Source organism: Campylobacter concisus (assembly GCF_015229965.1).
Classification (GTDB): domain Bacteria; phylum Campylobacterota; class Campylobacteria; order Campylobacterales; family Campylobacteraceae; genus Campylobacter_A; species Campylobacter_A concisus_BD.
In genome coordinates this window covers 26,332-49,961 of sequence record NZ_JAAKZB010000013.1, presented here as the reverse complement: position 1 = coordinate 49,961, position 23,630 = coordinate 26,332, and the positions used below count along the sequence as shown (strand labels likewise).

The 23,630-nt window shown below is 41.0% G+C and carries 26 protein-coding genes and 1 other RNA gene; 3 read left to right on the top strand and 24 right to left on the bottom strand.

Annotated features, from left to right (window positions below; translation table 11 throughout):
- Window positions 1-6: 6 nt before the first annotated feature.
- From G6W43_RS06775 to aroQ, 10 genes are read right to left on the bottom strand one after another with little or no spacing between them, the layout of a single operon-like run.
- Window positions 7-597, bottom strand: coding sequence for a TIGR00730 family Rossman fold protein (locus tag G6W43_RS06775; protein ID WP_103608665.1), 591 nt, complete (start codon window positions 595-597; stop codon window positions 7-9).
- Window positions 597-1,451, bottom strand: coding sequence for a flagellar motor switch protein FliY (gene fliY / locus G6W43_RS06770; protein ID WP_021090090.1), 855 nt, complete (start codon window positions 1,449-1,451; stop codon window positions 597-599). Before fliY ends, G6W43_RS06775 begins: the two co-directional genes overlap by 1 nt.
- Window positions 1,441-2,544 carry a flagellar motor switch protein FliM gene (gene fliM / locus G6W43_RS06765; protein ID WP_012140115.1) on the bottom strand — a complete coding sequence of 368 codons (1,104 nt, stop codon included), beginning with the start codon at window positions 2,542-2,544 and terminating at the stop codon, window positions 1,441-1,443. The genes fliY and fliM overlap by 11 nt, the downstream gene beginning before the upstream one ends.
- Window positions 2,544-3,248 carry an RNA polymerase sigma factor FliA gene (locus tag G6W43_RS06760; RefSeq protein WP_004317527.1) on the bottom strand — a complete coding sequence of 235 codons (705 nt, stop codon included), beginning with the start codon at window positions 3,246-3,248 and terminating at the stop codon, window positions 2,544-2,546. Before G6W43_RS06760 ends, fliM begins: the two co-directional genes overlap by 1 nt.
- Entirely contained in the window at window positions 3,220-3,564 is a 345-nt protein-coding gene (locus G6W43_RS06755; protein WP_012140116.1) for a hypothetical protein, read from the bottom strand. The genes G6W43_RS06760 and G6W43_RS06755 overlap by 29 nt, the downstream gene beginning before the upstream one ends.
- A gap of 13 nt (window positions 3,565-3,577) precedes the next feature.
- A complete protein-coding gene (locus G6W43_RS06750) occupies window positions 3,578-4,444 on the bottom strand; it encodes a P-loop NTPase (protein ID WP_004317632.1) in 867 nt (288 codons plus the stop codon).
- Window positions 4,437-5,795: a flagellar biosynthesis protein FlhF gene (gene flhF / locus G6W43_RS06745; RefSeq protein WP_194169434.1), complete on the bottom strand. Its 1,359-nt coding sequence runs from the start codon at window positions 5,793-5,795 to the stop codon at window positions 4,437-4,439. Before flhF ends, G6W43_RS06750 begins: the two co-directional genes overlap by 8 nt.
- Before the next feature lie 9 nt (window positions 5,796-5,804).
- A complete protein-coding gene (gene folK / locus G6W43_RS06740) occupies window positions 5,805-6,281 on the bottom strand; it encodes a 2-amino-4-hydroxy-6-hydroxymethyldihydropteridine diphosphokinase (RefSeq protein ID WP_012140119.1) in 477 nt (158 codons plus the stop codon).
- Window positions 6,278-7,303 carry an aminopeptidase P family protein gene (locus G6W43_RS06735; protein WP_194169433.1) on the bottom strand — a complete coding sequence of 342 codons (1,026 nt, stop codon included), beginning with the start codon at window positions 7,301-7,303 and terminating at the stop codon, window positions 6,278-6,280. Before G6W43_RS06735 ends, folK begins: the two co-directional genes overlap by 4 nt.
- Window positions 7,300-7,779 carry a type II 3-dehydroquinate dehydratase gene (gene aroQ, locus G6W43_RS06730; protein WP_009294223.1) on the bottom strand — a complete coding sequence of 160 codons (480 nt, stop codon included), beginning with the start codon at window positions 7,777-7,779 and terminating at the stop codon, window positions 7,300-7,302. Before aroQ ends, G6W43_RS06735 begins: the two co-directional genes overlap by 4 nt.
- A gap of 84 nt (window positions 7,780-7,863) precedes the next feature.
- On the opposite strand from aroQ, the gene mqnF reads away from it, so the two are divergent.
- Both mqnF and sppA read left to right on the top strand, forming a co-directional pair.
- Window positions 7,864-9,081, top strand: coding sequence for an aminofutalosine deaminase family hydrolase (gene mqnF, locus G6W43_RS06725; RefSeq protein WP_194169432.1), 1,218 nt, complete (start codon window positions 7,864-7,866; stop codon window positions 9,079-9,081).
- Window positions 9,069-9,932: a signal peptide peptidase SppA gene (gene sppA, locus G6W43_RS06720; RefSeq protein ID WP_194169431.1), complete on the top strand. Its 864-nt coding sequence runs from the start codon at window positions 9,069-9,071 to the stop codon at window positions 9,930-9,932. The genes mqnF and sppA overlap by 13 nt, the downstream gene beginning before the upstream one ends.
- A gap of 54 nt (window positions 9,933-9,986) precedes the next feature.
- On the opposite strand, the gene G6W43_RS06715 is transcribed toward sppA, so the two are convergent.
- From G6W43_RS06715 to G6W43_RS06700, 4 genes are all read right to left on the bottom strand, one after another.
- Window positions 9,987-10,199, bottom strand: a complete 213-nt coding sequence (locus tag G6W43_RS06715) for a hypothetical protein (RefSeq protein ID WP_194169430.1) — start codon at window positions 10,197-10,199, stop codon at window positions 9,987-9,989.
- A gap of 50 nt (window positions 10,200-10,249) precedes the next feature.
- Window positions 10,250-11,350: a WG repeat-containing protein gene (locus G6W43_RS06710; protein ID WP_194169429.1), complete on the bottom strand. Its 1,101-nt coding sequence runs from the start codon at window positions 11,348-11,350 to the stop codon at window positions 10,250-10,252.
- Between the two features lie 88 nt (window positions 11,351-11,438).
- Window positions 11,439-11,797, bottom strand: a transfer-messenger RNA (tmRNA) gene (gene ssrA / locus G6W43_RS06705).
- Window positions 11,798-11,827: 30 nt separating this feature from the next.
- Window positions 11,828-12,232, bottom strand: a complete 405-nt coding sequence (locus G6W43_RS06700; RefSeq protein WP_004317574.1) for a hypothetical protein — start codon at window positions 12,230-12,232, stop codon at window positions 11,828-11,830.
- A gap of 85 nt (window positions 12,233-12,317) precedes the next feature.
- Between G6W43_RS06700 and panB the strand changes: the two genes are divergently transcribed.
- Window positions 12,318-13,133, top strand: coding sequence for a 3-methyl-2-oxobutanoate hydroxymethyltransferase (panB, locus tag G6W43_RS06695; protein ID WP_194169428.1), 816 nt, complete (start codon window positions 12,318-12,320; stop codon window positions 13,131-13,133).
- Between the two features lie 86 nt (window positions 13,134-13,219).
- Here panB and G6W43_RS06690 read toward each other — a convergent pair whose 3' ends face one another.
- The 10 genes from G6W43_RS06690 to phsA all read right to left on the bottom strand — a co-directional run bounded on the left by G6W43_RS06690 (window position 13,220) and on the right by phsA (window position 23,515).
- Window positions 13,220-14,107 carry a cache domain-containing protein gene (locus G6W43_RS06690; protein WP_103611335.1) on the bottom strand — a complete coding sequence of 296 codons (888 nt, stop codon included), beginning with the start codon at window positions 14,105-14,107 and terminating at the stop codon, window positions 13,220-13,222.
- Complete coding sequence (locus tag G6W43_RS06685; protein ID WP_194169427.1) at window positions 14,100-14,471, bottom strand: HIT family protein; 372 nt, start codon at window positions 14,469-14,471, stop codon at window positions 14,100-14,102. Before G6W43_RS06685 ends, G6W43_RS06690 begins: the two co-directional genes overlap by 8 nt.
- Window positions 14,472-14,485: 14 nt before the next feature.
- Complete coding sequence (locus G6W43_RS06680; RefSeq protein ID WP_194169426.1) at window positions 14,486-15,526, bottom strand: AI-2E family transporter; 1,041 nt, start codon at window positions 15,524-15,526, stop codon at window positions 14,486-14,488.
- Window positions 15,527-15,728: 202 nt separating this feature from the next.
- Window positions 15,729-16,808, bottom strand: coding sequence for a cytochrome C (locus tag G6W43_RS06675; protein ID WP_194169425.1), 1,080 nt, complete (start codon window positions 16,806-16,808; stop codon window positions 15,729-15,731).
- A 23-nt stretch (window positions 16,809-16,831) separates the two neighbouring features.
- Window positions 16,832-17,842 carry a Holliday junction branch migration DNA helicase RuvB gene (ruvB, locus tag G6W43_RS06670; RefSeq protein WP_009294236.1) on the bottom strand — a complete coding sequence of 337 codons (1,011 nt, stop codon included), beginning with the start codon at window positions 17,840-17,842 and terminating at the stop codon, window positions 16,832-16,834.
- A gap of 49 nt (window positions 17,843-17,891) precedes the next feature.
- Complete coding sequence (locus G6W43_RS06665) at window positions 17,892-18,998, bottom strand: sensor histidine kinase (protein ID WP_194169424.1); 1,107 nt, start codon at window positions 18,996-18,998, stop codon at window positions 17,892-17,894.
- Window positions 18,982-19,650: a response regulator transcription factor gene (locus tag G6W43_RS06660; protein ID WP_103611339.1), complete on the bottom strand. Its 669-nt coding sequence runs from the start codon at window positions 19,648-19,650 to the stop codon at window positions 18,982-18,984. Before G6W43_RS06660 ends, G6W43_RS06665 begins: the two co-directional genes overlap by 17 nt.
- Window positions 19,651-19,740: 90 nt before the next feature.
- A complete protein-coding gene (gene nrfD / locus G6W43_RS06655; RefSeq protein ID WP_194169423.1) occupies window positions 19,741-20,676 on the bottom strand; it encodes an NrfD/PsrC family molybdoenzyme membrane anchor subunit in 936 nt (311 codons plus the stop codon).
- Window positions 20,669-21,232: a 4Fe-4S dicluster domain-containing protein gene (locus G6W43_RS06650; protein WP_009294242.1), complete on the bottom strand. Its 564-nt coding sequence runs from the start codon at window positions 21,230-21,232 to the stop codon at window positions 20,669-20,671. The genes nrfD and G6W43_RS06650 overlap by 8 nt, the downstream gene beginning before the upstream one ends.
- Before the next feature lie 9 nt (window positions 21,233-21,241).
- A complete protein-coding gene (gene phsA, locus G6W43_RS06645; protein ID WP_194169422.1) occupies window positions 21,242-23,515 on the bottom strand; it encodes a thiosulfate reductase PhsA in 2,274 nt (757 codons plus the stop codon).
- Window positions 23,516-23,630 lie beyond the last annotated feature (115 nt).

The following is a 23,630-nucleotide window of genomic DNA, read 5'->3' as shown; positions in this document are numbered from 1 at the left end:
TTATTTTTAAATAGCCAAAATTTCACTTACGATAAGCTCTATATCATCGGTGATTTTATATAAGCTTAGATCTTCTTCATTTATCGTTTTTTGAGGGATCAGCGTCTTTCGTATAAACTCATCAAGCCCTTGCCAAAACTCGCATCCATAAAGAAAAATTTTCACTTTTTTGCTGCCAACATGAACTAACACCAAAATTTCAAATAGCTCATCAAGCGTGCCAAAGCCACCAGGAAAGACGACAAATGCAATGGAACTATCAGTTAGGGCAAATTTTCTTGGGCTTAAATTTGAAAAGAGATATTTTGCGGTGACGTATGGATTTGTATTTTGCTCAAATGGAAGCCTCACGTTTAGTGCGACGCTAGGGGACTTTGCGCTATCAAATGCACCCTTGTTTGCTGCTCTCATTATGCCATCTCCACCGCCAGTTAATATAGCAAAACCTAGCTCATTTAGCTTGTAAGCTAGCTCGTATGCCTTTTTGCAGTAGAAATTTTCTTCATCAAATCTAGCCGAGCCAAAGAAGGTTACATTTTTGTTTTTATACTTTAAAACGCTTGGAAATTTTAAGAGATCATTTACTAATTCATTCATTATTTTAACTGCTGAAGCCTCTCGCGTTTTGAGCCTATCTGAGTGATCTGGATGCCAAAGTTGCCGTCTATTATGACAACTTCGCCAAGTGCTATCACCTTATCTCCTATCAAAATTTCAAGCGGGTCGTTTGCGAGTTGATTTAGCTCGATGACTGAGCCTATATCCATAGTGAGCACATCTTTTAAGAGCATCCTTTTTGAGCCGATACGAACACGCATTGGAAGTCTTACGTCCATAATAAGGCCGATATTTCTCATCTCTTCTGCGCTAAATTCGCCCTTTAGTGCATGAGGAGCGGCTGCGGCTTTTGCTGCATCTGCTGGCTCACTTTTAGCAGGCTCAAAAAATCTCATAAGCGTGTGATCGCAGACAAAAGCCACATGCTCATTTAGATCCTCGATCTTTATGTTAAACAAAAAAAGCTTTTCAAAAACGCTAAAATCAAGCGATGAGTTTTCATCTAAGAAATTTACATTTATCACCTCAAAGCTGATCTTTGGCATGCCCTTTTGCGCTCCAAGAGAGGTGCTAAATGCGCTAAAAAGGTTTGAAAATATCTCTTTTGCAGCGTCAAGCTCGTCGCTACCGAGATTTTCATTTTTTGAAATTTCTTCTTCGCCCATCATCCACTCGCTAACTGCGCTTATGAGCACCGGCGTGCAAGCGATCTCAGCTTTTGCATTGATGTCGCCGCTTAATGTCACACTAGCCATGACAACTGGCGGTTTTATACCATTTTGCGCTGGCGCGTCAAATTCATTTCTCTCGCCGATCTCTGGCGCTCTACCAGTTAGCCCTTCGATGGTCGCTTTTAGTTCATTTGAAAAGATGTTAAAAAATTCATTCGTCATTATCTTCGCTCTCTTCTTCGTTGTTGTGTTCGTTGGCCTCGTCGTATGCCATTAGTTTTGCTTTTCGCTCTTCTTCGTATTTTTCTAGGATGTGTTTGATCTCATCTTTGTCAGAGCGGATTAGCTGCTCGATCTTGATAGACTTTCTAAATCTATGAAGCCCAACTTCAGCCAAAAATACCTCTTTTTTATCGATGCAAACGATCGCCTTATCATCAGCGCCTCTATCAAGCCTTAAGATATCGCCCTCTTTTAAATTTAAAAACTCATTTACGCTAACGATTGATTTGCCAAGGATCGCCTCATAAAGCACCTCAGCACGGCCTATTAGCGTTTTTAGCTCTTTGTTTCTACTCTTTTTAGCGCTAGTTTCGCCAAGCATGATGTCTCTGTTTGCAAGGCGCGATAGGATCGGCTCTAGGTAGATGACTGGATAGCATAAATTTATCATGCCGCTTGAGCCACCAACGATGATCTCCATGACAACCATGATGACAATCTCGTTTTGAGATACGATCTGCACGACGTTTGGACTGCTCTCTTTAGCCTCGACGTTTGGATACATATCAGTTATCATCGACCAGCTCTCTTTTAGGCGCTGCATGATCATCCTAAGCACCGCATCAAGCAAATTTACCTCGATGTCAGTTAGCTCTCTGTTTGCCTCGAAATTTTCACCAGTTCCGCCAAGCAAACGATCTATCATAGGAAATGCTATGCTTGGATTTATCTCTAAAATGCAGTTTCCATCAAGTGGCTTTATCGAAAAGACGTTAAAGCTAGTTGGACTTGGCAAACTCATCAAAAACTCGCCGTATGTCATCTGATCGACGCTGTGAAGTCTAAGCTCGACGATACTTCTCATAACACTTGAAATTTGACTAGCTAAATTTCTAGCAAGCTTGTCGTGGATGCCTTTTATCGCACGGAGCTGCTCTTTACTGACGCGGTTTGGACGCTTGAAGTCATAGATAATGATCTGTTTTTGCTCGCCTTGTGGGCTCTCTTCTATCTCGATATTGCTCGTATCGCCGTCTTCATCGACGACTTCAAGTAGCGCATCTATCTCTTCTTGACTTAAAATATCAGCCATTAAACCCCCAAGCTGCGTCTGATGCGATCAAGCAAACGTTTATGAATTTGTGAAATTCTACTCTCGCTAATGTTCATTATCTCACTGATCTCTTTTAAATTTAGCTCTTCGTAGTAGTAAAGCTGAACGATCATCTGATCGCGCTCATCAAAGTCTTTTAGCGCACTTTCGATCTTTAAGATAAGATCCTCTTTTTCTACGCTTTTTTCAACATCGCTTTGACCGATTAGTTCCATTTGCTCATCGATCGGCAAAATGGTGATGATGCCACTAACGCCCCTTGCCTCTCTTATCTTTTCGATATCTTCATTTAGTTTTTCAGCCAGATACTCGTCGCTTGGCTCTTCTTCGTGCGTGTTAAAGTAGTTATCTATCTCGGTATTTATGCTCTTTACTAGCTTTCTGTCGCTTCTACTAACGACGTCAAGCGCTCTTAGGTAGTCAAGCATCGAGCCATAAATTCTCTTTTTACCATATCCCCAAAATGAGTCGTTTTGCTCTTTGTCGTACTTCCTGCTAAGCTTTATCATCTCCTCAACGCCAACGCTTATAAGGTCGTTTACGTCGATGCTTGAAGGCAAGCGCTCCTTTAGCCTAAACGCCATTGCGCGCAGAGCTGGCATGTATTTTAAGACGATCTCGTCTTGCTCTTTTTTAATGGTGCTTTTATAAGCGTTAAGCTGCTTTTGCTTTAGTTCGTACATTTTGCTTACCAGAGTCTAAATTTTCGGTGGTTACTTTTAGCATGATATTTTCCATCCGTTTTTCCCTAACGTTTAGCTCAGAGATGAGATAGTCTGCGATCTCCTCATGTCTTTGCTTGTCAAAAAATTTCTTCAAAGTCCTTTTTACATCGACATAGTTCATTATCACGATGTGAATTATAAGGTAGAAAAATAAGGTAATAACTAGCGTATAAACGAGCATTTCGATAGGCTCGCTCACCTTTAGCAAGGTAAAAACTATGCCTATGAAAAATCCACAAACCGTAAAAAATGCTATAAAATTTTCTGCACGCAAAGCTCAATCTCCATTAAAATTGTTCTATCAAACGCTTAAAGAAGCCCCCAAAGCTCCTGCTTTGCTCATCTTTAAGCACTTTTCGTTCCAACCTATAAAGCAAATTCGAAGCTATCTGCTTGATCTGCACGCTAGCAGAGCCGTAAGCTTCGTCATCTGTAAAGAGTGTCCTTTGCTTTATGCTCCTTGCCACGCTCTTATCAGAAGCTACGTAGCCAATTAGCTCTAAATTTAAGTTTGGTCCGATATTTGCATTTGCCACTCGCTTTACATTTTCATAAATTCTAGTGGCCTCAGCCTCGTTTTTTACCATATTTAAAAGCAAAAGCTCGTTATTTTTAAATCTTGAGACGATCTTTATGACCGCGTATGCATCGGTTATCGCCGCAGGGTCAGGCACAGTCACCACGACAACCTCATCAGCCGCTTCTAAAAATAGCTGCGTGCTGCCGCCTATGCCAGCACCGGTATCAATGATCAAAAAGTCAAGCTGATCAAGCTCGCTCGCCTCATCTAAAAATCTCTCAAATAAAAATTGATTGTTAAATTTCAAAATTTCATCGCCGCTCTCGCCAGGGATAAGGATGAGATTTTTATTTATAGGTATCAAGATATCTTTTAAGCTGCACTCGCCTTTTAGCACGTGAAGCAAGTTTTTGCCCATTTTGACGTTTAAGATCACATCAAGGTTTGCAAGGCCGATATCAGCGTCAAAAAGCCCTACTTTATAGCCATTTTGCGACAAAACATTTGCTAAATTTGCGCTTATCGTGCTCTTGCCAACGCCGCCTTTGCCGCTTGTTATCGCTATAAAATGCGTATTTTTAGCCTTATTTTGAGACTGGACTAAATTTTGTAGTTTTTGCGCTTGGTTATTCATCGCTAGCCTTTTGCTTTGTAAAGCCGTCAAACACGCACTCTACTAAAAATTCGCTCTTTGCCTCCACAAGATCATCAGGCACCTCTTGACCAACACTAAAGTAGCTAACTGGCGTATTTGTCTCATAGATCAGTGAAAAGACGTTGCCAAAAATTTTGGTCTCGTCAAATTTTGTGATTATTAAAGTGTCGATCTCTAAAAATGAAAATCCATTATAAATTTCTATCAGATCCTCGACCTTTGAGCCAGCTGAGAGGACTAAATTTACATCGATCTTTGCGCCGCTATGCTTTAAAAATTTATCAAGTCTTTCAAGCTTTTCTTTGTCATACTGCGAATTTCCAGTGGTGTCGATTAGTATCACGTCGCAGTAGCTAAGCTGCTTTATGGCGTTTTGAAAGTCCTCGACCTCTATGACATCAAGGATCGGCAGCTTCATCATCTTAGCGTACTGAAATAGCTGCTCAACCGCTCCGATACGGTATGTATCAAGCGTGATGATGCCCGTTTTATAGCGCTTTTCGTTGCCGTAAGCAAAACGAGCCGCGAGCTTTGCAAGAGTCGTCGTCTTGCCAACTCCGGTTGGACCAACAAGCATCATTATGCGCTGTTTTTTATCACTTAGCTCTTTTCTGCAAGGCAGCATATTTCGCAAAAGTGAGTAGAAGTACCTTTTTACCGCGGTTGGGTTGCTTTTCATCGAAACTGGCAAATTTTCAAGCGTCGTTTGCATGATCGCCTCCAAATGCTCCTCTTTCATGCCGCTTTGTTTTGCGAGCTTGTAGATGCTAGCAAACTCTGGCGGGATCGAGAGATTGTTGCGATTTGGGGCTTTTTCGTCCCAGATCATGTCAGTTATCAGCCCTATTTTCTCGCTTAGCACGCTTACTTGCTTTGCTACGTCATCTATTTTTTTATTCATACCATTTGTGCTTGGCTCTTTTATTTCGTTCATATCGACATTTGCGATCGCGCTTATCTCTTTTGCGACATCTGAGATATTTAAAAGCACACTCTCATTTGGGTCGTAAGGCTCAGGTGAGGTTGTCTTTGCCTCAAATTTAGCAGGCTCCTCTTTTATCTCAAATTTTGGCTTTGGTGGCTCGTAGTTTTTACTAAATTTAGAGTAGGCATTTTCATAGTTTATTGCTTTTACATTTGGCTTTGGTGGCTGCTTTACCTCGTCCTCTTCGACGCTTACTAAAATTTCATAAAGCGGCTTTTTGTTTATTGTTTTGGCTTGAATTTGCTTTGTGGTAACGAGTATGGCCTTCTCGCCGCACGCCTCTTGAGCCTTTTTCAAAGCCTCGATGGTGCTCTCGCCTGTAAAAGTATGAAATTTTGTAGCCATTTATATCCTTTAACCTCTCATAAGCCCTAGTGGCACGATCACGCTAAGCCTCTTGCTAGCCCCTGGGTGCGGCACGATAAGGCGCGGCGTCTTATAGACTTTTTTACTAAAATACAAAATATCCAGATCAAGCGTGCGTGGTGCATTTTTAAACGTCCTCACGCGCTTAAATTTACTCTCATAATGCCCTAAAATTTTTAGCAAATTTCTAGGACTCATAGATGTTTGTAAATTTATAACAGCGTTACTAAAATCATCCTGCGCTTCGTAGCCAAACGCCGCATTTATAAGGATCGGCGAGACTTCAACCACGTGAAATCTGCTATCGCTTGTAATCGCTCTTATAAATTTATCAAACCTCTTTGCGCTATCGCCGATGTTGCCACCCATGCCAACTAGCGCCTCATACTTAAACTCATCTCTTTTATGAAAAAAACTAGGGCAAAAACGGCTTTTTACGATCTTTCTTGCTCCAGCTAGCCTCATAAAATTTCGCACCCACCTTCTCTTGCGACCACGACATCTTCGATACGCACGCCAAATTCATTTTCTAGATAAATTCCAGGCTCCACGCTAAAAACCATGCCCTCTTTTATGAGCGTTTCGCTCCTTGCTGAGATGACTGGAAGCTCGTGTATATCGACACCCACGCCGTGTCCTGTCGAGTGAAAAAAGGCCTTTTCATATCCAGCCTTTGCTATCACACTTCTTGCCGCAAGGTCTATCTCGCACGCTCTAACGCCAGCTCTAGCGACCTTTATCGCAGCAGCCTGAGCCTCTTTTACGATCTCGTAAATTTCTTGCATCTTTGCTTTTTTAAATTTTTGCTCCTTTGAGAAGTTAAAATTTTCATCAAAGCAAGCAGTTCTGGTGCGATCAGAGCAGTAGCGATTAAATTTCACTCCAGCATCAAGTAGCAGCAAATCACCCCTTTTTAAAATTTTATCCCCAGGCAGCGCGTGCGCCTTGGCGGCATTTTCATTTATCGCCACGATCGGATCAAAGCTAAGACCTAGCTCATTTTTTTGCCTAAAGATGAGCGAGGCGTTAAAATGAAGCTCTTTTTCGCTCATCCCTTCGCCATTTTCACGCACAAATTTAGCAAATTCATCAAAGCATTTTGCTCCGAATTCGCTAGCCTTTTTTAAAATTTTTATCTCATCTTCGCTCTTGCAAATTCTCTTTAGCCTAGAGAAATTTGCCTTTGGCTTGAAATTTATCTTAAAACCCTTGCTAAGCGCGTTAAACTCGCTTAGACTTAGCTCATCAGGGTTAAAAATGAGGCTGCTTGGCTTCATCTTTCTTAAAAATGCCCTAACCTCGCTTATTAAATTTCTCTGTGCCAAAAGAACGACCACGCCTGCATTTACGCAGCTTTTTGCCTCGAAATAATACCTAGCGTCCGTAAAAAAGTATTTCACGCCATCAACGCATAGCAAAAACTCATTGTCGCAGCTGTAGCCGCACTCGTAAAATACGGCGTTTTCGTCCTTTAAGATGAAATTCATTGCGCGTTTTGATTTGCTCTTACTGCTTTGATTTGCTCAAAAATTTGAAGCATGCCTATCATCGCCAAATGATAGCCAACTGGTCCAAAGCCCACGATCTGGCCTGCTGCAACTGGTGCGATGAGGCTTTTGTGGCGGAACTCTTCTCTTCTATAAACGTTGCTGATATGCACCTCGATAACTGGTAGCGCGACCGCACTTAGCGCGTCACGGATAGCGATAGATGTGTGAGTGTAAGCAGCTGGGTTTATGATGATGCCGTCAGCATCGCCCAAGCACTCTTGTATCTTATCGACTAGCTCGCCCTCAAGGTTGCTTTGAAAAAACTCGATCTCAACGTCATTTTGATCGGCAACGATCTTCATTTGAGAGTGGATATCCTCCATCTTCATAACGCCGTAAATTCCTGGCTCTCTAGCGCCAAGCATGTTGATATTTGGGCCTTGGATAACCATTATTTTTAGCTTCTTATCCATGTCACTCCTTTTTGATTAAATAGCCCAAATTATACATTTTCGTTCCTAAATTTTCGCTACAATAACAAAAATTTAAGGCTAGAAATGGAAATTTTAAAAGCAAAAAAGATCATCACTGGCGGAGAAAATCCAAAAATTTTAAGAAATTCTTGTCTAGTCATCGATGATGATAAAATTTTAGAAATTACAAGCGAAAAAGAGGCTCAAAAGAAATTTAAAGAGGCGAAAATTTGCGACTTTGGTGATAGCGTGATCGCACCAGCGTTTGTAAATACGCACGTTCATTTGGAATTTAGCTCAAACGTTAGCACTCTAAAATATGGTGACTTTATAAAATGGCTTGGCTCTATCGTCGATAAAGGTGGGGAGCTAGCTAAAGTGGACGCTAAAAAGGCGATGAATGAAGCCATAAATTCGCTGTTAAAAAGCGGAGTTTGTACCATTGGCGAGATATCTAGCTTTGGCTTGGAGCTTGAAATTTTAGCCACTAGTCCGCTAAAAGTCGTGCTTTTTAGTGAAATTTTAGGCTCAAATGAGCAGATGGTTCAGCAAAATTTGCAAAATTTCTTAGCTAAATTTGAAAAAACAAAGGGCTATAAAAGCCAAAATTTCACACCAGCTATCTCACTGCACTCGCCCTACTCTGTGCATCCAAAGCTAGCTAAAGCTGCCCTTGAGATAGCTAAAAAGGATGGTCTTCTTGTTAGCACGCACTTTTTAGAGAGCAAGGCTGAAAAGCAGTGGCTAGAGCACGGTAGCGGTGGCTTTAAAAAGCATCTTTTAAGATTTAGCCAAGATCCAAGGCCGATGTATGACGCGCAGAGCTATTTTGCGATGTTTAGTGAGATAAACACGCTCTTTACGCACTGCGTTTATGTGAGCGATTTTGCTAAATTTAAGCCTCACCACAGCGTGACACACTGCGCCGTTTCAAATAGACTACTTGGCAAAAAGGCGCTAAATTTAAAAGAAATTTTCAAAAACAACGTCAGTTTAAATATCGGTACAGACGGCCTTAGCTCAAATATCAGCCTAAATTTTTGGCATGAACTAAGAGCTGCCCTATTTACCCACGCTAGCCTTGATCTAAACGAGCTTGCCACTAGGCTTTTTGTCGCTGCAACGCATGGGGGCGCAAAGGCACTTAGGACAAATAACGGCGAGATAAAGGCTGGACGTGCGGCTGATCTTGCCGTCTATAACGACCTAGAGTGCGATGATAGCGAGCTAATACTTCAGCTCATACTTCATACAAACGAGGCTAAAAAACTATATATCGGAGGCAAAATTTGCAAATTTTAAGGCTTATTTTTAGAGGAATTTTGGGAATTTTTAAATTTATCAATAACTACTTTAAGGCACTCATATTTTTACTCATCTTATTTTTTATTTTCGCGCCAGATGGCAAGATGAATGAGCCAAATTTAGCCCGCATTGACATCACCGGCACGATAGTGGATACTAGCGAAATTTTAGATGCGCTCGAAAAAGCAAGGCTTGATAACAACATCAAAGGCGTGCTGCTCTACATCGACAGCCCAGGCGGCGCACTAAGTCCTAGTGTGGAGCTAGCCATGGCGGTCAAGAGGCTAAAAGAGAGCAAAAAAGTGCTCGCATACGCTGCTGGCAACATGGCAAGTGGTAGCTACTACGCTGGCGTAAATGCCGATACTATCGTAGCAAATCCAGGCGCTTTCATCGGCTCGATCGGCGTCATCATACAAGGGGCAAACATCGAAAATTTAGCCAAAAATTTAGGCGTGAGCGAGCAGGTGGTGAAGGCTGGGGAGTTTAAAGAGGCTGGCACCTTTATGAGAAGCTGGAGCAAGCAGGAGCGTGAGAGCTTGCAAGGGCTCGTAAATGACGCTTACATGCTCTTTGTAAGCGACGTGGCGGAGGCTAGAAATTTAGATATCAAGAAAAAAGACGAGTGGGCAAACGCAAGAGTCTTTTTGGCGCACAATGCCCTAAAAATGGGGCTAATTGACAGCCTTGGTAGCTACATAGACGCTCAAGATGAGCTAGCAAAAATAAGCCTCGTAGATGAGCCCGTCTGGCAAGAAAAACCGCAGATCGAAAAGATAATGGAGAAATTTACAAAGCAAGGCATAAACTCACTTTTTAACGCATTTTTTGAGACAAAGCTTAGATAATGAAAAGCCAGCCAAGTTAAATTTAACTGGCTGGCAAAGCTTTTTATGTCTAGCTTATTTTAAAATACCCTCGCTATCCATAAAGAGTTCTCGCCCTGCTATTTTTATCAAAAAAGTAGTTTCATTTATCCTTTGAAGCACCTCAAATTTACCATAAATGCTATTTTTGATAACGACACTAAAGTTTTCATCCAAAAGTCCAAATTTATCACCTAGCCGTGATAAGTAGAAAGTGTTATTTGACCTGTCTATAACCTTATCAACCACCTCTATCTCATTTTTGCTTTTATCAAAAAAGGCAGGGTATCCTTTGGTGTTTATATATCCACATTTGCCATCTTTTTCAACAGGAGCAAAGCCTTCGTAAAATAACCAACATCATCAAATTTACACTCTATGATCTGCTCGCATTTGGTGTTTATATATCCCCATCTGCCATATTTTTTAACAGCAGCAAAGCCTTCGCTAAAGTCACGAGCATCATCAAATTTACACTCTACGATCTGCTCACCTTTGGTGTTTATATATCCCCATTTGCCATCTTTTTTAACAGCAGCAAAGCCTTCGTTAAAGTTACCAGCACCATCAAATTTACACTCTACGATCTGCTCACCTTTGGTGTTTATATATCCCCATTTGCCATCTTTTTTAACAGCAGCAAAGCCTTCGTTAAAGTAACTAGTATCATCAAATTTACACTCTATGATCTGCTCACCTTTGGTGTTTATATATCCCCATTTGCCATCTTTTTGAACAGGAGCAAAGCCTTCGCTAAAGTAACTAGTATCATCAAATTTACACTCTATGATCTGCTCACCTTTGGTGTTTATATATCCCCCTCTGTCATCTTTTAAAACAGCAGCAAAGCCTTCTTTAAAGTAATTAGTATCATCAAATTCATACTCTATAATCTGCTCAAATTTGGTGTTTATATATCCGTACTTGCCATCTTTTGCAACAGCAGCAAAGCCTTCGTTAAAGCTATCAGCATAATCAAATTTACACTCTACAATCTGCTCACCTTTGGTGTTTATATATCCCAATTTGCCATCTTTTGCAACAGCAGCAAAGCCTTCGTTAAAGTAACAAGCATAATTAAATTTACACTCTACGATCTGCTCACCTTTGGTGTTTATATATCCACATTTGCCATCTTTAAAAACAACAGCAAAGCCTTCACTAAAGTCACCAGCACCATCAAATTTACACTCTACGATCTGCTCACCTTTGGTGTTTATATATCCCCATTTGCCATCTTTTTTAACAGCAGCAAAGCCTTCGTTAAAGTAATTAGTATCATCAAATTTACACTCTATAATCTGCTCACCTTTGGTGTTTATATATCCCCATTTGCCATCTTTTTTAACAGCAGAAAAGCCTTCTTTAAAGTTACCAGCACCATCAAATCCCCAAAACATATCCCTCTCCTTTGTTTATATGAGTTGTGTTATTTTAGTTTATATTATTTTAAAAAGTAAGTAAATTTAAGAGAAATTTAAAGCAAGATGGTGGAAGCGAGGGGGATCGAACCCCTGTCCAAAAACAAAATCCGTACAGCCTCTACACGCTTAGCAAAAGTGAAAATTTCATCTAAAAAGGCTCACTTTCCAAAACCAAAATTTAGACTAAGACTAAAATTTCAGCTAGCAAGCAGTCACTTTGCTGGCCTACTCTAGCTAAATTACTCGCTTACATCCTAGCTAGAATGAGACAAAGCGAGGCTCAACTGAACTTACGCAGCTTTAGCGTAAGCAGGAGCGAAATTAACGTTGTTTGCGTTTAAATTTAGTTTGAGCTTTTTACGCTTTGCTCAAAGCGACGTGCCACCGTACACACCCTGCTCCTGTCGAAGCCAAGTCGCTCCCATAAAAAATGAAATGGTTTAGTTGGATTGTTTAGTCAAGCTTTGCAGGTACGTCAATGATCTTTGGCTCAAGGACGCTAAAATACTCTAGGTCTTTCTCGACGTCGCCTTTGTATTTATGAAACTGATCGCTAATAAGCAGCAACCAATCTATAAATTTATCATTTGCTGGACCTTTTAAGCTTCTAGCCTCTTGAGTGACCTCTTCAGCCAAAGTCGTTAGTTTCAAGATCGGGTCAAGATGCATAAAACCTGCTGCTGATTTGATATTGTGAAAGATCCTAGAAAGCTCTAAAATGCTCTCCTTATACTTATCAGCTCTTCCTAAATTTATTATCAAAGGCTCTAGTAAATCGCACATCAAAGTGTAGTGGGAGAGAAACTCCTCAACTATATCATAAGAATAATCGACTTCAAGCCTTTTTAATATACCCATTTTCATGTCCTTAAGAAATTGGCGTAATTGTAGCAAAATTTTGATAAAATTGTTAGCATTATCACAAAATTTACCGGACTTAGCCATGAAAGATGAAACAATCGCAAAGAAAAAACTCACTATAAATGATATAAAAAACAAAAAAGGCGTCGAGCCTATCGTGATGATAACCGCCTATGATGCGCTATTTGCGAAGATTTTTGATGATTACGCTGATGTTATCCTTGTTGGCGATAGCTTAAATATGAGCTTTAACATGAAAGAGAGCACGCTAAGCGCTGATATGAGCACTATGCTTTATCACACAAAGGCTGTTTGTGCTGGGGCTACAAAGACTTTTATCCTAGCTGATATGCCATTTGGCAGCTACACAAATGAAAAGCAAGCGATCAAAAATGCGATGAAATTTTTTAAGCAGACAAATGCCGATGCGGTGAAGCTTGAAGTTGGCATGCATCAGGTAAATTTAGTAAAACGCCTCTGCGAAGAGGGCATAAACGTGATGGCTCACATCGGACTAAAGCCGCAGTTTTTTAAATTTGAGGGCGGATATAAGATAAAAGGCAGAAGCGAACTTGAGGCAAAAAGGCTAGTTGAAGAGGCTTTGGCGTTTGAGCAAGCTGGTGCGTTTGGCATACTGCTTGAAGGCACGCTTAGCAACGTGGCAAGCGAGATAACAAGGCAGGTTCGTGTGCCAGTTGTGGGCATAGGCTCTGGGTCAGACGTCGATGGGCAGGTGCTTGTCTGGTCTGATATGTTGGGATTTTTCGAGGACTTTAAACCTAAATTTGTCAAGCGCTATCTTGACGGAGCCACTCTTGTGCGAAAAGGCGTGCAAAGCTACGCTAACGAAGTAAAAAACAAAATTTTCCCAAGCGAAGAGTTTTCGTATCAGGGTTAAATTTATACTCCAAATTTAAAAGTAGCCCATAAAAACTCTGCAAAAAGCTCTATCAACACCAAAGCGCTAGAGCATACTTTTTAAATTTAAAAAAGCTCTTCTGATTCAAGATAGTTTTGCGAGATATTTCGCTCTTTTTCGTCGGCATTTACATGAAGGACGTAGTAGCCTATCTGCGTGTTGCTAGCATCAAGTAGCGGCACAACACAAAAATAGTGTGTCTTATATACGTAAAATTCATACTTTTTAAGGTCTATGTCACGCAAAATTCCAACTATATTTAAATTTGCACTGCTTAAATTTTCGATGTAATAATCACTTAAAATTTGATCACTCGGCGCGCTTTTATGTGCTGGCATCTTATCTTTTGATAGGAGCACGAAAAGGTCTATGCCTTGCGTTTTATAAAAATTCCCAAGTGAGTCGTAGTTTAGCAGAACCTCGATGCTACCGATGTTTTTGCCCTCATGCATCACATTTGAAACAGCCCTTATATGCACCCCCGCATACCACGCCTCGATGCCAACCATGGGCTTATTTTGTCGCCTTGACTCTTGGACTAAAAACCTACCACTAGCGATCATATCGCCATATCTGTTTAGATCCCAGCTTCTTACGTAGCTTTTTAGATCTTTATCGTAAAGATGAAGCTTGATGTTGTTATACATCGACGCTGCGCCAAGAGTTTTGGTCAAATTTTCGATATTTTTTACGCATTCGTCGCGGTTTTGTCCTAGCAAGCACATCTGTATAGACTCATTTTGAGCAAGCAAGATCGAGATCGCCATCGATGAAAATTTCTCATCATCGATGCTTTTGTTTAGCTGCTTTACGTGGTAGTCAAAAAAGACGCGCATGTTGTTTTGCTTTTTTTCAGCTATGTATGAGCTATAAAGAAAATAAAAAAGGCTACCAAGCAGCGCAAAAACGACTAGGACGATATAGATATTAAAATATTTTTTGTATTTACTCAAAACTAAGCCTTAGTTTTTTTTCTAAAAATTTAGCAAACTCATCAAATTTAGGCAGCTTAAGCTCGCTTTTTCTTTTGGGGCTAGCCCAAACGCTATCTGGAAAAAACGCGTCCTTTTCAAATCTCGCAATGACGTGAATATGCACGTGTGGTACGTAGTTTCCAAAGCTTGCGATGTTTATCTTAGTTGGTTTATAAAACTCAAGCATCGCCTTTTCAGCCACCAGCATCGCTTCAAAAAGCCTAGCCCTACTCGCCTCATCGCAGTCGCTTAGCTCGCGGTAGGGCTTAGCGGTAAAAATTTTCACCCACGGAAGCTCGTTCTCTTCGCGCTCAACCCTTATAAATTTATCTTCATATATCATATTTTGCCCCTATTTTATACGAAATTTCTCTCTCGCAAAAGCGTGTAAAGCTTGATCGTTGAGATAAAAAATGTCACGATCGCAGGTCCAAGTATGACGCCCCAGAAGCCAAACGTCGTGATGCCAGCGATCATCGCAAAAAAGATGAGTAGCTCGTTTATCTTTGTTGGTATCTTGACTAGTTTTGAGTTTATAAATTTAATGACAAGCGGCTTTAGAAGCGTATCAGCGCCAAATGAGATCACGATGATGGTGTAAAGTGCGATCGTGATAGCGGCTGCTGTGTTGCCATTTGCAAACTCATAAATGCTAATAGGCGCCCACGCCAAAAAGCCACCAACGACTGGGATGAGTGAAGCGAAGCTAAAAAAGATGCCAGTTAGCACGCCGTCATAGCCGTAAAAACTGGTGACAATGGCAAATAAAAAGCCCTGGATGATCATATTTGCGATGGTTGAGTAAAAAACGACGCCCATCACGTTGCCAACCTCGCTTAGTATTGACTCAGTGTCCTCTTTTTTAAGCGGAAGCGCCTCTTTTAGGTAGTTTATAAGCTCGTTGCCGTAAAGATTGCAAAAGAAGAAAAATACTAGGATGATGATCATATCAACGCCAAATTTAAGGCTTAGTTTGCCTAAATTTGCAAGATTGGCAGCGACTTGCGAAAATAGCATCTTGATATCAAGCCCGCCTATAAATTCCTTGATCTTTGGCTCTAAGAAATTTATCGACTCTGGCAGGCTAAAGTCATAGTTTTTGATAAATTCAATCGTCTTTGTGACGTTGTTTATATCAAATCCAGCTGCGTACTTTGCGATCTCGATGACGGCGTAAATAAGTGGCGCGATAAATAAGCAAAGAAGCGCAAATGTCGTAAGTCCTGACGAGAGCGTTTTGCGGTTTTTAGTAAGCGCTAAAAATGCGATCTGCACGTTTGCAACAGCCACAGCAAGCAGCGCTGCGATAAAAATGTCAAGTAAAAATGGTTTAAAAAGATAGACCACCAAAGCCAAAGCACAAAACGCAAAAATTCCAAAAAACAGCCTATTATTCATCTCGCTCCCTTAAAATGGGGTAATTATAGCAGATTTATCAAAGCTACTCATTTGCTTGATAAATTTACTAAAACGCTCTGGTGCCAAATTTGCAAAAAGCAGGCTTTTGGCATTTTAGCGTGGCACTGATGCTTAGCAAATTCAGATAAATTTATGCCTTACGTAAATTTTCTAGCTCAAAAGCTTCTATAAATTCAGCCTTTTACGTGCACTGAAAATTTGCTCCGACGACCTCACACTCATCACAAATTTGCATATAGATCGTGCCCTCGCCGTCTATCAAGCCACCAAAAGGAATTTGCGCTAGATATTTCATCGTTTTACCACATTTTGGGCAGTGCAAGTACTCAGCGTCTTGCTGCCACTGCGGATATCCGCCAAGTAAAATTTCACCATCGATCATAGCCGCATAGTGCATACAGACCTCGTTTGCTAGCTCAAATTTTTGCCCATCAAGCGTTGCCACAGCGTCTCTTACGTAGTCTTCACTCTCACCCTCACCAACGGTGTCAGTTTGCACGCTACTGCCATCATTTTGGCAAAAGTACTGCACAAAACCAACACAGGTCGGACAAAATTTAAGCACAGCGTCATTTTTAAGCTCTAGCCCAAACTGCTTTAGGCTCTCTTTTTTAATGGTGAGTTCTATCATCTCGCCACTGCAAAATTTACATTTTTCATCGCTTAGTGCCTTAAATTTAACGCTTGCCTCTGCGTTTTTGCTTGGCTCACAAACAAAACACTTATCAAAAACTAGGCTTCTTCTCTTGCCACTGCTATCAAAGCTCCAGCCAGCAGTCTGCGAGTATCCATCAGTGTCGGCATAAAGCTTCGTCTTCCAAGGCTTTGGCGCATTATAGAGCTTAAAAAATAGCTCTCTTACCACCTCATCGCCCTGCCACGCAAGCGCGCAAAGGATGTGATTTGTTTTTACGATATTTTCAGCGCCATTTAGGCTATTTATGAGCTCGTCTCTTACGTCACTTGGGGCGTTTTTGTAAATTTCAAATGGATAGTACTCGCCCTGTTTGGTCACTTCTCTTATGATCTGCTCGTCGCAAATGCCATGCAGGTAGAAAATATAGACAAGATCGCTGTAAATTTCACCGTATTTGCCTATCTCATATACGTGGGCTAGGACATTTTTTAGCTTTTGTTTGATCTCGTCTTCATTTAAATTTTCATAAAACTCCAGCTTCTCTTTTTGCCTACACTCATAGCAGATCCCGTCAAAGTAAATCGTCCTTTGCTTGCACTTAGGACAAAGATGTGGCTCGCTCATTTTTGCTCCAAATTTAAATTTCGCTACTCAAAAAGCCCTTTTTCGATATCGATCTTGACGTTAAAGGTCTCAAAGCACTTCGCACTTGCGATCCTGCCCTTTGCCGTGCGCTCGATAAAGCCATTTGCAAGTAGATATGGCTCGATGACGTCCTCAACCGTGCCCTCGTCCTCGCTAAGAGCCGCTGCGATCGTGCTAAGCCCCATAGGACGGCGCCTTGCTTGCATCAAAATTTCTAAATACCTAATATCCATCTCATCAAATCCAAGCGAATTTACCCCAAGCGCGTTAAGCCCCTCTTTTGCACGTTCATGACTGATGATTAGCTCGTCATTTACCTCGGCAAAGTCGCGAATTCGCTTTAATAGTCTAAGAGCGATCCTTGGCGTGGCACGTGAGCGTTTGGCGATCTCAAGCGAGGCATTTTTATCGCACTCTTTGCCAAGCTTAGCTGAGGCTATCTGCACGATACGGCTTAGCTCGCTGCTTGTGTAAAACTGCAGCCTAAAGTCCATCCCAAAGCGGTCTCTAAGTGGCGCTGAGATCATGCCAGCACGCGTCGTTGCGCCTATTAGTGTAAATTTTGGTAGGTCTATCTTGATAGTCTGAGCAGCCGGCCCTGAGCCTATGATGATGTCTAGCCTAAAATCCTCCATCGCAGGGTAAAGCACCTCTTCGATAGCTGGGCTTAAGCGGTGGATCTCGTCGATAAAAAGCACGTCGCCCTCTTGTAAATTTGTAAGGATCGCAGCAAGATCACCACTCTTTTCTATCATGGGAGCCGCGGTCATTTTGATACTTACGCCCATTTCGTTTGCGATGATGTGAGCAAGGGTGGTTTTGCCAAGTCCTGGAGGGCCGTAAAATAGCACATGATCTAGGCATTCGTTTCGCTTTTTGGCTGCTTTTATAAAGACGTCTAAATTTTGTTTTATCTTTTCTTGTCCGATGTAGTCTTCAAATTTTGTCGGTCTAAGCGAGACTTCAAAGTCATTTTCAAAGCTTACTTTTTCGATTTCAACGATTCTATCCAAAGTTTTTCCTTCTAAATTTAAGGCTTCATTTTACGCTTTTATGCTTAATCTAAGCTCGTTTAAATTTATAGTAAAAGGTGCTGCCTTCATTATAAACGCTATCAACGCCGTATAAAATGTCATGTTTTTGGCAAATTTCGCTGACGATATTTAGCCCAAGGCCAAAGCCACCTTGGATTTCATCCTCTCTGACGTAGCGCTTCCAAACCCTTTTGACGTCCTTTATCCCCTTGCCAAAGTCCTGCACGATAAGATTTATGCGCTCTGCTTCAAGCTCTAAATTTACTATTATCTCGCTCTCTTTTGGGCTGTATTTTATGGCGTTTGTGATGGTGTTATCGATGATGCGCTGAGCCTCGACCTTACTTAGCATAGTAAATGCCTCGCTTGCTAAATTTGTCTTTACCACGATGTGCTTGACATCAGCCACGCTTGAGAGAAATTTCACTCGCTCTTTAACGTATTCGCCTAAATTTAGCCTCTCAAGTGGGAATTTGATGTAGCCTCGCTTTATGAAGTACTCTACATCTTCGTAGGTTATCTGCATCTGTTTTAGGGCGTTTTTGATGCGGGTTATATACTTGTTTTCAAGTCCAAGCATCTCAAGGTTCATGCCAGCTACGCCAAGTGGGGTCTTTAGCTCGTGCATAGCGTCGTTAAAAAAGTTGTTCATATACTTTTGAAACTCTTTGTAAGGCTTGACGCTACTTAGATATAAAAAATAGACGATAAAAAGCACCGCCACAAGGATGACAAGCAGCATGATGGCTGTTAAAAAGATGTTCTTTTTGTTGTCAAGCTCCTTTTCTACGACGATGTAGTAAGGGGTCTTGTCTTTTATAAAAAAGCTCTTGTAAAAGAGATATCCGCCCTCTTCTAGGGTTACAAATTTAAAGCTGCTTGGCTCTTTGCTAAGGGTTGAGATGACTGGTTTAAAATTTACGTCATAAATCGCAAATTTATACTTTAATGAGCTAGCTATATTTTCGTTTTTGAGAAATGCATTTTTGATGATGGTTTCATGCTTCATAGCGCCAAAGAGAGCCTTTGAGCTGCTATTTTTCTGACTTAAATTTAAGATCACAAAGCTTTGAAAGCAAAAGAGCGACATTATGACAAATGTCGCTATGATCTGGATTTTAAAGCTCTTGTGCATCTATCTTGTAGCCTATGCGCCTCTTTGAGATGATAAAGTTATTGTTTGTCTTGTTTCTTATCTTTAAAACGTGCATCCTTATATCAGCGCCCTCGATCTCTTTGTCGTTCCAGACAAGATCTCTAAGCTCCTCCATGCTGACGTAAGAATTTAAGTGTGAGACCAAACACTCGACCAAAGCGACCTCTTTTGCGCTAAGATCAACCATCTTGCCATCTTTAAGTAGCACACGTTTATTTAGGTTAAAGCTAAATTCGTTATTTATCTTAACTATGTTCTTATCGTCAGTGCCATAGTACTTTCTCATAAGCTCAGCAACTCTAAATTTAAGCTCAGCTAGCTCAAATGGCTTTTTTAGATACTCGTTACAGCCAAGCTCGTAGCCAATCGCCATATCATCTATATCAACTAAAGATGTCGTTATCATGATAGGAGCGTTTGGATTTAGACTTCTTATATACTTGATGACCTCGTGACCATTTACTCCAGGCACTTTTATGTCAAGTATAAAAAGGTGATAGAAATTTTTTTCTATCAGGTCGCAAGCCTCTTGACCGTCGCTCACCGCTGTAACTTCATAACCAAGCGTCTGCAAAAACTCACAGACGCTCTCTTGAAACCCTAGATCATCTTCTAAAAGCAAAATCTTCAAAATGCTCTCCTAAAAAACAAACTTTAATAAGATTTTTATCTATTGTAATACTTAATAGGTAAATTTCAAATTAAAATTCTTTTTTAAGTATTAAATAAAAATTTGTCCTGCATAGACTATGTAATATCTTAGCAAAAAGACACCACAAATGACTAAAATAGCGTTTAACACGGCAAATTCGCGTTTGAAATCATGCACCTTTAAAACGCTTAAGTCTAAAATGATAGGCACAGCCATACCAAGACCTATGACGCCGATATAAAACATCAGCCCAAGAGAATTTGCGCTAAGTGCGTTTGCTACGCTCTGCGCACCACTTGCACTTGCACCTTTTACGACCATAAAAAGAGCAACTATTAGCAAAAACTCGACTATTATCGCTAAAAAGTCAAATTTTAATAAAAAGTGTGCAGTTTGGTTTTGTGCTCTCTTTTCATCTTTTAGCACGCCAAGAAGCAATGTAAAAGCACCAGCACAGCTTAAGCCAGAAACTAAGAATAATAGTGGCAAAACTGGCGTGTTCCAAAGTGCGATCTTGTGAGCTGCGCTTAGCAAAAAGCCCGTATATGCGCCAACGCCGATACCTAAGATGAAAAGCAAAACTCCAAGCAAACCTGAAAGCTTGCTAGCTAAATTTGCAAGCGCGTCAAAAAGAGAAATTTTAAGCATTGCTATCTCATTTTTAAACGCACCAATCGCGTATATAACGCTAAGAGGCGTATAAACTAGAAGCAGTGCAACGCCTATTGACATAACTGAGTCAAAGTTGTAAAGCAAGAGTATCCAGTAAAAGCTAAGTGGCTTACCAAGATCAAGCACCAAAAGAGCAAGTCCAAGGATGATCGCCACTGGAGCAATAATTGCGGCTGCTTTAAAGTAGTAGTTATCCTTGCCAAATTTATTTGAGATGAGCACAGCAACGATGCTAGCACCTGCACTAAGTCCTGCTAAAAATAGATAAAAAGCTATCGGCCAGCCCCAGTAAATTTCTGTGTATTGAGCTAGGCTTCCTGACATGTTATTCATGGTGTGCTCCTTTTGTATTTGCGATCATCGCAAGTGAAGGTTTTGTGTTTAACTCCGCTTTTGGCAAGTAGTATTTGCTCTCTTTTAGTTTCTTTGAAATTTTAGAGTTTTCATCATTTACGTCGCCAAAAGTTAGTGCATTTGTAGGGCAGACGCTAACACAAGCTGGGTCTTTGCCCTCTTCTAGCCTGCTCTCATAGCAAAATGTGCATTTGCCTATCTCGCCATCTGGCAAGACATAGCGAGCGTCGTATGGACAGGCTAGGATGCAGTACTTGCAGCTAACGCAAATTCTATGATCAAGCAGCGTCACGCCATCAGCCGTTTTAAAGCTAGCTCCAGTTGGGCAAACCTCAACACAAGGTGCATCTTCGCACATAACACAGCTTTGACGTAAAAAGTCAGTCTTTAAATTTGGAAATGTCCCACTCATCTTTGCATGCACCTGCAAGCGGTAAAGTCCCCTTGGCACGTTGTTTGCACTTCTGCAAGCTACCGAGCAGCCTTGACAGCCGATGCATAAATTTTCATCATGTATCATCATATATTTTTTCATTTTCTATCCTTACGCTTTACTTATGCTAACGCCAACGTTTGTGACCATAGTTGCAGCTACTGGGCCCTCTGCTGGGTCAAGAAGCACGCTCGTGTTAAGCCCTACGTGATCTATGCTCTTAAGGCCTGGTGTGATGTGTCCAAAGCCGTGATAAACAAAGAGTGTATCCTCTCTAATGCCTTCAGTTACCATAAGCTTGCCCTTTTGCTCGCCAAATTTGTTTTTGACAAGGACTGTGTCGCCATCTTTTAAATTTTTCTTTTTCGCTGTATTTGGATGTATCCAGATCGGACTATCACTCATAAGGTCATTTAGATAAGGAACGGCTTGTGTGTGTCCGTTAGTATGGATAGGTGTCTTGCCGCAAGTTAGGCATAGATCGTGTCCGTCAAATGTGTCCATATCTTTGTCATTTAGCGCGCCATATCCTGCAAACTGCGCCTCGACATCAGGCAAAAATAGCTCTATCTTGCCGCTTTTTGTTTTAAGCTTAGCCATATCGTCCATTAGTCCATTTTCTCCTGTAAATTTAGCAGCGACTGGATATTTAGCGACAAATTTATCGATCATGCCTTTTTCTCTAAACAAAATTCCCGGCTCATCCCACGTGATAAAGCCATCTTTTTCTAGTGCGGCAAGTAAATTTACATCTCCACCAGCTTGCTGCATCCTAAACTCACGTATGTCGTTCCAAGTGTAAAGCTCATCTATATTCATGCGGCGAGCTAGCTCTCTAAAGATAAACGCCCCATCCTTCGTGTCGCCAACTGGATCAACGACTTTATTTCTTATCATATAAGCTGGTTTTAGACCTGACTTATCCTCGATACCTTCGTCGCGCTCTAGGTAGCTGCTCTCAGGCAAGATAACGTCCGCAAATGTCGCCATATCATTTAGATAAACGTCACTTACTACGATAAGATCAAGCTTTTTCATAGCCTCGATACTCTTCATCGTTCCAGCCACGTTTATAAGGTGGTTAAATCTTATATTGAACCAGCCCTTTATCTCGTATGGTTTAGAGCTTAAGATCGCTTCATTGATATCCATCAAAACGCCATGTTTTCTGCTTACAAATTTATGCACTCCAGCGTCGCCTGCGAAGTCTAGTCTGGTAACTTTTGGCACTTTAAATTTATCATCTGGGTTTTTAAGAACTGGAAATTTATCCTCACCAACTAGCTTGTTAAAGGTTTTAGCATTTTTGCCACCAAAAAGACCACCTTTGACCTCCCAGTTGCCCATCATAGCATTTGCAACCATGATGGCTTTTGTCCTCATGTATTCAGCTCTTGTCGTGGTGTTATTATGTCCAAAATCAAAAATAACTCTTGGAGCAGCCTTGTAAATTTCATCAGCGATGCGTCTGACATCACTTGCTTTTATGCCGGTGATGCTCTCTTGCCACTCAGGCGTTTTGCCCTCTACGCTTTTAACGATCTCATCAAAGCCGGTTGTAAATTTCTCAATAAATTCTTTATCATAAGTGCCATTTTGTATCCAAGTGTTGATAAGTGCTAGCACAAAGGCGAGGTCAGTGCCAGGTTTAACTGGTAGCCACTCATCGGCCTTTGAAGCTACAACGCTAAATCTTGGCTCAAGTACAAGTAGCTTTGTATCCTTGCTGGCTGCAAATTTAGCAAGCTTTTTAGCATCAGCTATGACGATGCCCTCAAAGAGGTTGTGGCCAAAATTTACAACGTATTTTGCATTTGCAAAGTCTCTTTTTAGCTTAGCGATGCCATACATCTGCTCGCAGACCATTTGATAGGTTATCGGGCAGCTTGAAAAGTGTGAAAAGCAATTTGGCGAGCCATAAGCTGAGGCAAAATTTACCATTAACTTATGGGTCTGAGAGCTTTTACAGGTAAATATAAAGCTTTCAGGGCCATATTTTTGCTTGATCTCTTGCATTTTTGAAGCGACATAGTCAAGCGCCTCGTCCCAGCTAACCTCGCGCCATTTATTTTCGCCTCTTTCGCCGGCTCTGATTAAAGGTTTTTTGATCCTATTTTCATCATAGAGCTGACTTAAGCCTGAGCCACCTCTTGCACAAAGAGAGGTTGCTGTGCCGCCAGCTTTTGGATTGCCACTTAAAAAGCGAACTTTGCCATCAACGACTTTTGCTTCGATAGGACACCTTGAAGAGCACATCTCACAAAAGCTATGAACGTGCTTTTCGCCTCCATTTGCAGCACCTTGCAAAGCACCACCTGATAGAGATGATGCAGCCGCGCTAACTCCTGCACTGAATTTTAAAAATTCTCTTCTATTTAAGCTCATCTTTCTCCCTTTAAAAGAAATTTTACTTTTGTTATTTTATTATTTAAAGTTGAAACTAAAATTAAATTTTATTTAATAATTTTTTTTAGTTTTTATTTTTTATGATATGTGAGAT